12 protein-coding genes are annotated in these 9,682 nt (G+C 55.1%); 4 read left to right on the top strand and 8 right to left on the bottom strand.

Translation table 11 applies throughout. From position 1 onward, the window contains the following. Positions 1-398: bifunctional protein-disulfide isomerase/oxidoreductase DsbC (gene dsbC / locus ACW14G_RS21045; RefSeq protein ID WP_455648766.1), on the bottom strand; the 398-nt coding region annotated here is incomplete at its 3' end. A gap of 22 nt (positions 399-420) precedes the next feature. Next, a complete protein-coding gene (gene xerD / locus ACW14G_RS21040; RefSeq protein ID WP_064542785.1) occupies positions 421-1,317 on the bottom strand; it encodes a site-specific tyrosine recombinase XerD in 897 nt (298 codons plus the stop codon). 102 nt (positions 1,318-1,419) lie between these two features. On the opposite strand from xerD, the gene fldB reads away from it, so the two are divergent. Beyond that, positions 1,420-1,941, top strand: a complete 522-nt coding sequence (gene fldB, locus ACW14G_RS21035; protein ID WP_064542782.1) for a flavodoxin FldB — start codon at positions 1,420-1,422, stop codon at positions 1,939-1,941. On the opposite strand, the gene ACW14G_RS21030 is transcribed toward fldB, so the two are convergent. Both ACW14G_RS21030 and sdhE read right to left on the bottom strand, forming a co-directional pair. Further along, positions 1,938-2,351, bottom strand: coding sequence for a protein YgfX (locus ACW14G_RS21030; RefSeq protein WP_065355982.1), 414 nt, complete (start codon positions 2,349-2,351; stop codon positions 1,938-1,940). The genes fldB and ACW14G_RS21030 overlap by 4 nt on opposite strands. Then, positions 2,332-2,598, bottom strand: coding sequence for an FAD assembly factor SdhE (gene sdhE, locus ACW14G_RS21025; RefSeq protein WP_065355983.1), 267 nt, complete (start codon positions 2,596-2,598; stop codon positions 2,332-2,334). Before sdhE ends, ACW14G_RS21030 begins: the two co-directional genes overlap by 20 nt. A 243-nt stretch (positions 2,599-2,841) precedes the next feature. Here sdhE and ygfZ point away from each other — a divergent pair, with 243 nt between their 5' ends. Further along, on the top strand, positions 2,842-3,825 hold the full coding sequence (ygfZ, locus tag ACW14G_RS21020; protein WP_249022771.1) for a tRNA-modifying protein YgfZ: 984 nt from the start codon (positions 2,842-2,844) through the stop codon (positions 3,823-3,825). Positions 3,826-3,882: 57 nt separating this feature from the next. Here the strand turns inward: ygfZ and trhA are convergent, their stop codons facing one another. Beyond that, entirely contained in the window at positions 3,883-4,545 is a 663-nt protein-coding gene (gene trhA / locus ACW14G_RS21015) for a PAQR family membrane homeostasis protein TrhA (RefSeq protein ID WP_223803877.1), read from the bottom strand. Between the two features lie 158 nt (positions 4,546-4,703). Next, the gene (gene yqfB, locus ACW14G_RS21010) at positions 4,704-5,018 is read right to left on the bottom strand and encodes a N(4)-acetylcytidine aminohydrolase (RefSeq protein WP_065355986.1); all 315 of its coding nucleotides are present in this window, start codon (positions 5,016-5,018) and stop codon (positions 4,704-4,706) included. Between the two features lie 51 nt (positions 5,019-5,069). Between yqfB and ACW14G_RS21005 the strand changes: the two genes are divergently transcribed. Together ACW14G_RS21005 and bglA are read left to right on the top strand one after the other, a co-directional pair. After that, entirely contained in the window at positions 5,070-5,798 is a 729-nt protein-coding gene (locus ACW14G_RS21005; protein WP_065355987.1) for a MurR/RpiR family transcriptional regulator, read from the top strand. Positions 5,799-5,919: 121 nt separating this feature from the next. Beyond that, positions 5,920-7,353 carry a 6-phospho-beta-glucosidase BglA gene (gene bglA / locus ACW14G_RS21000; protein ID WP_249022770.1) on the top strand — a complete coding sequence of 478 codons (1,434 nt, stop codon included), beginning with the start codon at positions 5,920-5,922 and terminating at the stop codon, positions 7,351-7,353. Positions 7,354-7,477: 124 nt separating this feature from the next. Here the strand turns inward: bglA and ACW14G_RS20995 are convergent, their stop codons facing one another. Continuing rightward, complete coding sequence (locus ACW14G_RS20995) at positions 7,478-8,221, bottom strand: SDR family oxidoreductase (protein WP_163446055.1); 744 nt, start codon at positions 8,219-8,221, stop codon at positions 7,478-7,480. A 60-nt stretch (positions 8,222-8,281) separates the two neighbouring features. After that, on the bottom strand, positions 8,282-9,682 hold a 1,401-nt coding region (gene gcvP, locus ACW14G_RS20990; protein ID WP_455648765.1), incomplete at its 5' end, for an aminomethyl-transferring glycine dehydrogenase.

Here is a 9,682-nt window from a genome sequence, read left to right as displayed (position 1 = left end):
TTGTAGTCTTTCATCTCTTCATGCAGCTTGTGGCAGTAGCCGCAGGTGATGTCGGTAAAGACGGTAATAACGTGTTTTTCCTGCGGCGCTTTGTAAACGATCATCTCTTTTTCCAGCGCCTTCAGGTGGGTCATCAGCAGCGCGTTGGTCACGTTAACCGGCTGCGCGCCGCTAACATCGTACATCGGCCCCTGGATGATGTGCTTGCCGTCGTCGGTGACGTACAGCACACCGCTGTTGGTCAGCACGGTCTTCATACCGGCGACCGGGGCGGGCTGAATGTCAGTGCTCTGTACGCCAAGTTTAGCGAGCGACTGCTTGATCGCGGTATCGTCTGCGTGCGCCAGGCCGGAGAACGCGGCGGCCAGCAGAGTAAACATCATTAAACCTTTTTTCATAATCAGTCCTTTTAAATCAACATCATGCGCGTGGATGATGCTGTTGGTGAAGTTGTCGCAGCCGCTCGGTCGCAACGTGCGTATAAATTTGGGTCGTCGACAAATCGCTGTGCCCCAGCAGCATTTGCACCACGCGCAGGTCTGCGCCGTGGTTGAGCAGATGGGTGGCAAACGCGTGTCGTAATACGTGCGGCGACAGCTTTTCGCTGTCGATTCCCGCTAGCTGGGCATAATGTTTAATACGGTGCCAGAAGGTCTGTCGGGTCATCTGCTGCGCGCGCTGGCTGGGGAACAGCACATCAATCGCCACACCGTTCAGCAGCCACGGGCGGCCATGTTCCAGCCAGTTTTCCACCCAGTAGACCGCCTCTTCGCCCAGCGGCACCAGGCGTTCTTTATTGCCCTTACCGATCACCCGCACCACGCCCTGACGCAGGCTGATGTCGCTCATTGTCAGGCCGACCAGTTCCGACACGCGCAGTCCGGTCGCGTAGAGTACCTCAAGCATAGCTTTATCGCGCAGCTCCAGCGGTTGATCCACCAGCGGCGCCTGCAACAGGCGTTCAACCTGTGCTTCGCTGAGATCTTTCGGCAGCCGCTGCGGCAGTTTCGGCGAAGCCAGCAGCGCGCTGGGATCGTCCTGACGTATTTTTTCGCGGTACAGATGCTGGAAAAAGCGCCGCATGGCGCTCAGCAGGCGTGCGGAACTGGTCGCCTTATAGCCGCCCTGCTGACGCTCGGCGAGTAAGTTTTGCAGATCGTCGCTCTGAACGCTTTCCAGCGTCAGGTTTCGATGCGCCAGCCATTCGACCACCATGGTCAGATCCCGACGATAGGCGCTGAGGGTATTTTCCGCCAGATTACGCTCCAGCCACAGCGCATCAAGAAACTGTTCAATTCGCGCAAGATCCTTTTCCACTTCGAGCCCTCTGCGTGTTAAATCAGCACCATTATGCCTGAATCAGGCCCCTTTCTGGTACACTAGCCGCATCGTCATCGCAAGAATCGAGAGCAGTACGTCATGAATATCGGCCTTTTTTACGGTTCCAGCACCTGCTACACCGAGATGGCAGCGGAGAAAATTCGCGACATTATCGGCCCGGAACTGATCACATTACATAACCTGAAAGATGATTCCCCGGCCTTAATGGAGCAATACGACGTGCTCATTCTGGGGATTCCAACCTGGGATTTCGGTGAGATTCAGGAAGATTGGGAAGCGGTCTGGGAACAGCTGGATACGTTGAACCTCGAAGGTAAAATCGTCGCGCTGTACGGCATGGGCGACCAGCTCGGCTATGGCGAGTGGTTCCTCGATGCGCTCGGCATGTTGCACGACAAACTGGCGACCAAAGGCGTGAAATTTGTCGGCTACTGGCCGACTGAAGGCTATGAGTTCACCAGCCCGAAACCCGTCATCGCCGATGGACAGCTGTTTGTTGGCCTCGCGCTGGACGAAACCAATCAGTATGACCTCAGCGACGAACGCATTCAGAGCTGGTGCGAACAGATTCTCGGCGAAATGGCCGAACAGTTCTCTTAATGCTTAGTGGGCGCGGGCTGCTGCAGGAGAATCCGCCGCAGATCGCGCCACTCTTCCGGGTTCATGCTATCCGCCGCCAGCCAGAGATGTTGGCGACGACCGCCCGGACGGCGAATCCGCAGCATCATGCCCGAGTTCAGCATCCACGGTGCCCCCAGAATTTCCCACTCCTGATTACGCCAGCGCAACCGGGAATCCATCAGCAGCTTAATTTCCCCCTGGTGCGAGTGAATACGTCGTTGGCTGCGCACGCAGTCAAACACCACCAGCGACAATAAAATCAGCCAGAGCGGAGTGTAGCTCAGCGGCCACGGCATCAGCAGCACAAACGCTGCCACCAGCCCGTGGAGCAGGAGAGAAAGCCACTGTGAGCGCCAAGAGACGCGTAAATCAGATTGCCACAGGACCACGTTCCCGATTCCGTGTCTGAATAAGTTGCACCATGCGCTGAAGGCTAGCATCGGCCGGTTCGCCGTGATTCATCAACCAGTTGAAAAGGTCCGGATCGTCACACTCCAGCAGACGAATAAAGAGGGCCTTGTCTTCATCGCTCAGCGTGTCGTACTCATGTTCAAAGAACGGCATGATGGAGATGTCGAGTTCGCGCATACCGCGGCGGCATGCCCAATGGATACGGGCTTTATTATTGATGTCCATAATTTCCTTCCAGCATTACGTTGCTACTAGTTTAACGTGTTTTTTGCAGTTACTTTACTGGAATATCACGTTGCACGCGTCATATTCCAAAAAAAGCCATACAAAATGAAGGGTATTCATCTGATTACGAGCCGCTTCGCAGAACGCGCGAACGGCACAAAACGGCCATCGAAAGCGCTTGCAATGGCGGGCATCTCTTTTACCATGAACAAATAAGCGCGTTACTCAATTCAGGATATCAATATGGCTTTTACTCCTTTTCCTCCGCGTCAGCCCTCCGCCTCCGCGCGTTTACCGCTGACGTTAATGACGCTTGATGATTGGGCGCTGGCGACCATTTCCGGTGCCGACAGTGAAAAGTACCTGCAGGGCCAGGTGACCGCAGATGTGGCGCAGCTTGATGAGCATCAACATCTTCTGGTCGCTCACTGCGATGCCAAGGGTAAAATGTGGAGCAACCTGCGTCTGTTCCGTCGCCAGGACGGTTTCGCGTGGATTGAGCGTCGCAGCGTGCGTGAAGCGCAGCTGACCCAGTTGAAGAAATACGCCGTATTCTCGAAGGTTACCATCGCCGCTGATGATTCACTGGTGTTGCTGGGCGTTGCCGGATTCCAGGCTCGCGCCGCGCTGGCGAATCTCTTTACCGAGTTGCCGGGGGCCGAGAAACCTTGCCTGCAGGAAGGTGAAACGTCTCTGCTGTGGTTTGCTCATCCGGAAGAACGTTTCCTGCTGGTAACCGACGAAGCAACCGCCGAACGCGTCACCGAGGCATTACGCGGCGAAGCGCAACTTAACAACAGCCAGCAGTGGCTGGCGCTGAACATCGAAGCGGGCCTGCCGGTGATTGATGAAGTCAACAGCGCGCAGTTTATCCCGCAGGCTACCAACCTACAGGCGCTGGGCGGCATCAGCTTTAAGAAAGGCTGCTACACCGGTCAGGAGATGGTGGCACGCGCAAAATTCCGCGGCGCCAACAAGCGCGCGCTGTGGACGCTGGCAGGCAAAGCCAGCCGCGTACCACAAGCTGGTGAAGATTTAGAGCTGCAAATGGGCGACAACTGGCGTCGTACCGGCACCGTATTGGCCGCAGTACAGCTCGATGACGGTCAACTGCTGGTGCAGGTTGTGATGAACAACGATATGGAAGCCGACAGCGTATTCCGCGTGCGCGACGATGCCAACACCTTAAGCATCAAGCCGCTGCCGTATTCGTTAGACGAAGAGTAAGTTGTTTTGTGCAATCCCGGCGTTTACGCCGGGATTGGAGACTGGGCCACAGAATGGTTACGCCACCTGCCCCACGTACAGATAAATCGCCAGAAAATGACAAGCGCTGCCGCCCAGCACAAACGCGTGCCAGATAGCGTGGTTGTAAGGGATCCGCTTACAGACGTAGAAAATAACCCCCAGCGAATACACCACCCCGCCGACCGCCAGCAGCGTCACGCCGCCAATCGCCAGCTTCACCGCCAGTTGATACACCACAATCAGCGATAGCCAGCCCATCGTCAGATAGGTCACCAGCGACAGCACCTTAAAGCGATGCGCGATGGTTAACTTAAACAGGATCCCCAGCAGCGCCAGACTCCAGATAACAATCATCAACCCGCGGGCGAGCGGAGAGTCAAGACCCACCAGCAGAAACGGCGTGTAGGTACCGGCAATCAGCAGGTAGATGGCGCAGTGGTCGAATTTCTTCAGCCAGACTTTGGCCCGCTGCGAAGGAATGGCGTGGTACAGCGTCGAGGCGAGAAACAGCAGGATCATGCTGCCGCCATACAGGCTATAGCTGGTGATAGCAGTCGCGCTGGCGTTAGCGTCAACGGCCTGCACCAGCAACAAAACCAGCCCGACGATGCCGAGCACAAAACCGACACCATGACTAATGCTATTGGCAACTTCCTCTGCCAGAGAGTATCCCTGATGAATGAGTGGTTTCTTATCCATTACGCGCTCCGGGCGAACGACAAATCAAGCAACGGCACTAGCGTAACTGAGAATGGTTCCAGTGAACACATGTAAGCTAAAATAAAAAGATGATTTTTTGTAAAATAAGAACAATCAATAAGTTAACAAACTCATTCAACTAACAGGTGTACGCAATTTCATTTAATGCATTTAAATTCAATAACATAAAAGGTGCTCTCACCAGGGTAGATATCGGTAATCACCTGTTTAAGCTGCGGAAGCGTCATGTTTTCCTGTTCAGCGTGACGTTCGGTGAGGGTATCCAGGGTTACGGTTGAGGTGGCAAGGACTTCAATCGTGCAGAAGTACCCGTCATCTTCATAGCGCCCGACACGTAAAATATCGCCGGTTTTGAAATGGGATTCTGCCGCATCACGCAGCGTAATAGTCTTGCGACCGGCAACAATGTCATCCTGAAAGCGCTGAAAAAAAGTGATGTCGTTAGGCTGCATGGTATTATTCCCTTTAGGTTTTCAAATTAACGAGTATCCACCACCGTGAGCATGTTCTCCCACGCCGCTATCGCCAGCCTCAATAATCTTGAGATGATGGTCTATCACTATGTCATCAAAAATCGCGACACGGTAATGTACATGACCATTCGTGAACTGGCCGACGCGGCGGGCGTCTCCACCACCACGGTGATGCGCTTCTGCCGCAAGCTCAACTGCGATGGCTACTCGGAGTTTCGCGTTCGCTTCAAATTATATCTGGAGCAGGAAGAACCGCAGCAGACTAATTTCGGCGCCAGTGAAATTATCAGCTTTTTCAAAAGCGTCAATAATGATGAGTTTGATAAACTGCTCGACCGCGCAGTCGACGTTATTCTCGCCTCTGAGCGTATTATTTTTGTCGGTGCGGGAACTTCGGGGTCATTAGCAAAATATGGTGCCAGGTTCTTTTCTAATATTGGGAAGTTCAGCAACCATATCGACGATCCTTATTTTCCGGTCACCAATGATATGGCCAAAAATGCGCTGGCGATCGTTCTCTCCGTCTCTGGCGAAACCGAAGAGATCCTGCGTTTCGCCAGCCAGTTTAGCCTGCACCACTGCAAAGTCATGTCGATCACCAGCCATGAACACTCGCGTCTGGCGAAGCTGGCGGATTTCAATCTCTCCTGGCACGTCTCACAAACGCGTATTGCAGGTGTTTACGATATTACGACGCAGATTCCGGTTATTTATATTCTGGAATCCTTAGGCCGCAAACTGGCGAAGAAATTAGCATAAAAATACAGGGTGTTTTTTCGATGTAACATATGCCCTGTGGGGTAATTTGTTATATCGTGACATTTAATATTCCTTTGTTAGACTCAGATTTATTAAGCCTAATCGATGAGCCATAGCAAAGATGAAAAAACTGACCTTACCGAAAGATTTTTTATGGGGTGGCGCAGTTGCCGCGCACCAGGTTGAAGGCGGCTGGAATAAAGGCGGCAAAGGCCCCAGCATCTGTGACGTCCTCACCGGCGGCGCGCACGGCGTACCGCGCGAAATTACTCAGGAAGTAGTGCCGGGTAAATACTATCCCAACCACGAAGCCATCGACTTCCACGGCCACTATAAAGAAGACATCAAACTGTTCGCCGAGATGGGCTTCAAATGCTTCCGCACGTCGATTGCGTGGACCCGTATCTTCCCGAACGGCGATGAAAGCCAGCCCAACGAAGAAGGGTTGAAATTCTACGACGATATGTTCGATGAGCTGCTCAAATACAACATTGAGCCGGTGATTACCCTCTCCCACTTTGAAATGCCGCTGTACCTGGTGCAGCAGTACGGCGGCTGGACTAACCGTAAAGTTGTTGATTTCTTTGTGCGTTTCGCGGAAGTGGTGTTTGAACGCTACAAGAGCAAGGTCAAATACTGGATGACCTTCAATGAAATTAACAACCAGCGCAACTGGCGCGCGCCGCTGTTCGGCTACTGCTGCTCCGGCGTGGTCTACACCGAACATGAAAACCCAGAAGAGACCATGTACCAGGTGCTGCACCATCAGTTCGTGGCCAGCGCCCTCGCCGTGAAAGCCGCGCGTCGCATCAACCCGGAGATGAAAGTCGGCTGCATGCTGGCGATGGTGGCGCTCTATCCATTCTCCTGCAAGCCGGAAGATGTGATGTTCGCCCAGGAATCGATGCGTGAACGTTATGTGTTTACCGACGTGCAGCTGCGCGGCTACTACCCGAGCTACGTGCTCAACGAATGGGAACGCCGTGGCTTCAACATCAAGATGGAAGCCGGCGATGAGGCCATTCTGCGTGAAGGCACCTGCGACTACCTCGGCTTTAGCTACTACATGACCAACGCCGTGAAGGCAGAAGGCGGCAGCGGCGATGCCATTTCCGGCTTTGAAGGCAGCGTGCCGAACCCGCACGTAAAAGCCTCCGACTGGGGCTGGCAGATTGACCCGGTCGGCTTGCGCTATTCACTGTGCGAGCTATACGAGCGCTACCAGAAGCCGCTGTTTATCGTGGAAAACGGCTTCGGCGCTTACGATAAAGTGGAAGAAGACGGCAGCATCAATGATGACTACCGTATTGATTATCTGCGCGCGCACGTTGAAGAGATGATGAAAGCGGTAACCTATGACGGCGTCGACCTGATGGGCTACACGCCATGGGGCTGCATCGACTGCGTGTCGTTCACCACCGGGCAGTACAGCAAGCGCTATGGCTTCATCTATGTGAACAAGCACGACGATGGTACGGGCGATATGTCGCGTTCACGTAAGAAGAGTTTTGAGTGGTATAAAGCGGTGATTGCCAGCAACGGCGAGAATCTGTAAGCGGTTTTCCCCTCACCCTAACCCTCTCCCCAAGGGGAGAGGGGACCGTTCGTGCAAATGCTGACGTCTGCTTTTCTCCCTCATCCCTTTGGGGAGATGGCCGGGGTGAGGGGGGCAAACCGCACTACTTCCCGCCGGCCAGCTCAATAAAACTTCCTGTCACGTAAGACGCCTTATCGCTCAGCAGCCAGACAATCGCCTGCGCCACCTCTTCCGGCTGCCCGCCGCGCTGCATCGGCAGAACGGATTTTACCCGGTCAACGCGCCCCGGCTCTCCGCCGTCGGCATGCATTTCGGTATAGATAAAGCCCGGCCTGACGCCGTTCACGCGGATCCCCTGCGCCGCCACTTCAATCGACAGCCCGGTGGTTAGCGTATCAATCGCTCCTTTCGACGCGGCATAGTCGACGTACTCGCCCGGCGATCCAAGTCGCGCGGCAGCCGAAGAGACGTTGACAATCGCTCCGCCCTTCCCGCCGTGCGGTATCGCCATGCGCTTTACCGCTTCCCGACAGCACAGGAAATAGCCGGTCACGTTGGTAGTTAACACTCGATTAATCCGCTCTGCGGTTAACGCCTCTACGCGGCTTTGGGTGAACAACACTCCGGCATTATTTACCAACGCCATCAACGGTTCCGGTTGCTTGTCGAGCAGGGCAAACATCGCTTCCACCTGTGCTTCATCGCCAATATCCGCCTGCACCGCAAAGGCGTTACCGCCTGCCGCTGTAATGGCATTGACGACCTCTCCCGCCGCCTGCGCGTTCTGGTGGTAATTCACCGCCACCGTATACCCTTCCTGTGCCAGCTGTAGCGCGGTAGCCCGGCCAATTCCCCGGCTGGCGCCGGTCACTAATGCAAGAGCCATGCATTTCTCCCAAAAAATAAAGGCGCCGTAGCGCCTTTAAAAGATAGTGCAATCAGTTGATTACTGGTATTCGCTCATCGGTACGCAGGAGCAGAACAGGTTACGGTCGCCGTACACGTCATCAAGACGTTTTACGGTCGGCCAGTATTTGTTCGCCATGCCCGCCGGGAAGACGGCCAGCTCGCGGCTATAGCCGTGATTCCACTCGGCCACCAGCTCATTCTGGGTGTGCGGAGAGTTCACCAGCGGGTTATCTTCCAGCGTCCACTCGCCCGCTTTCACACGATCGATTTCACTGCGAATCGCCAGCATCGCGTCGATAAAGCGGTCCAGTTCAGCTTTGCCTTCAGATTCCGTCGGCTCAACCATCAGGGTACCCGCCACCGGGAAGGACATGGTCGGTGCGTGGAAACCGTAGTCGATCAGGCGCTTAGCAATATCCAGCTCACTGATGCCGGTCTCTTCTTTCAGCGGACGAATATCCAGAATACATTCATGCGCCACGTGCCCCTGGCTGCCGGTATACAGCACCGGATAAGCGTCTTTCAGGCGGGTCGCAATGTAGTTGGCGTTGAGGATCGCTACCTGGCTTGCCTGCTTCAGACCTTCCGCGCCCATCATGCGGATATACATCCAGCTGATTGGCAGAATCGACGCGCTGCCAAACGGCGCCGCGGACACCGCGCCCTGACGGGTCAGCATGCCTTCAATATGCACCACGCTGTGGCCCGGCACGAACGGTGCCAGATGCGATTTCACGCCGATAGGCCCCATGCCCGGGCCGCCGCCGCCGTGCGGAATGCAGAAGGTTTTGTGCAGGTTGAGGTGCGAAACGTCCGCGCCGATAAAGCCCGGGGAGGTAATGCCGACCTGGGCGTTCATATTCGCGCCATCGAGGTAAACCTGGCCGCCGAACTGGTGCACGATTTCGCACACTTCACGGATGGTCTCTTCGTACACGCCGTGGGTGGACGGATAGGTCACCATGATGCAGGAAAGATTGTCTGCGTGCTGCTCCGCTTTCGCGCGCAGATCCGCCAGATCGATGTTGCCGTTCTTATCGCAGGCTACCACTACCACCTGCATACCCGCCATCTGTGCAGAAGCCGGGTTAGTACCGTGGGCAGAACTTGGGATCAGGCAGATATCACGATGACCGTCGTTGCGGCTTTCATGATAGTGACGAATCGCCAGAAGACCGGCGTATTCGCCCTGTGCGCCCGAGTTCGGCTGCATGCACAGCGCGTCGTAGCCGGTCAGTTTCACCAGCCACTCGGAAAGCTGACCGATCATCTGATGATAGCCCTCGGCCTGCTCAACCGGGCAGAACGGGTGCAGTTCGGCAAATTCCGGCCAGGTGATGGGGATCATCTCAGCTGCGGCGTTCAGCTTCATGGTGCAGGAACCCAGCGGGATCATCGCCTGGTTCAGCGCCAGATCTTTACGCTCCAGCGAGTGCAT

The sequence above is a fragment of the Kluyvera sp. genome (assembly GCF_965301105.1).
Note: the sequence above shows the minus strand (reverse complement) of the source record. Positions and strands in the feature narration are given on the sequence as shown.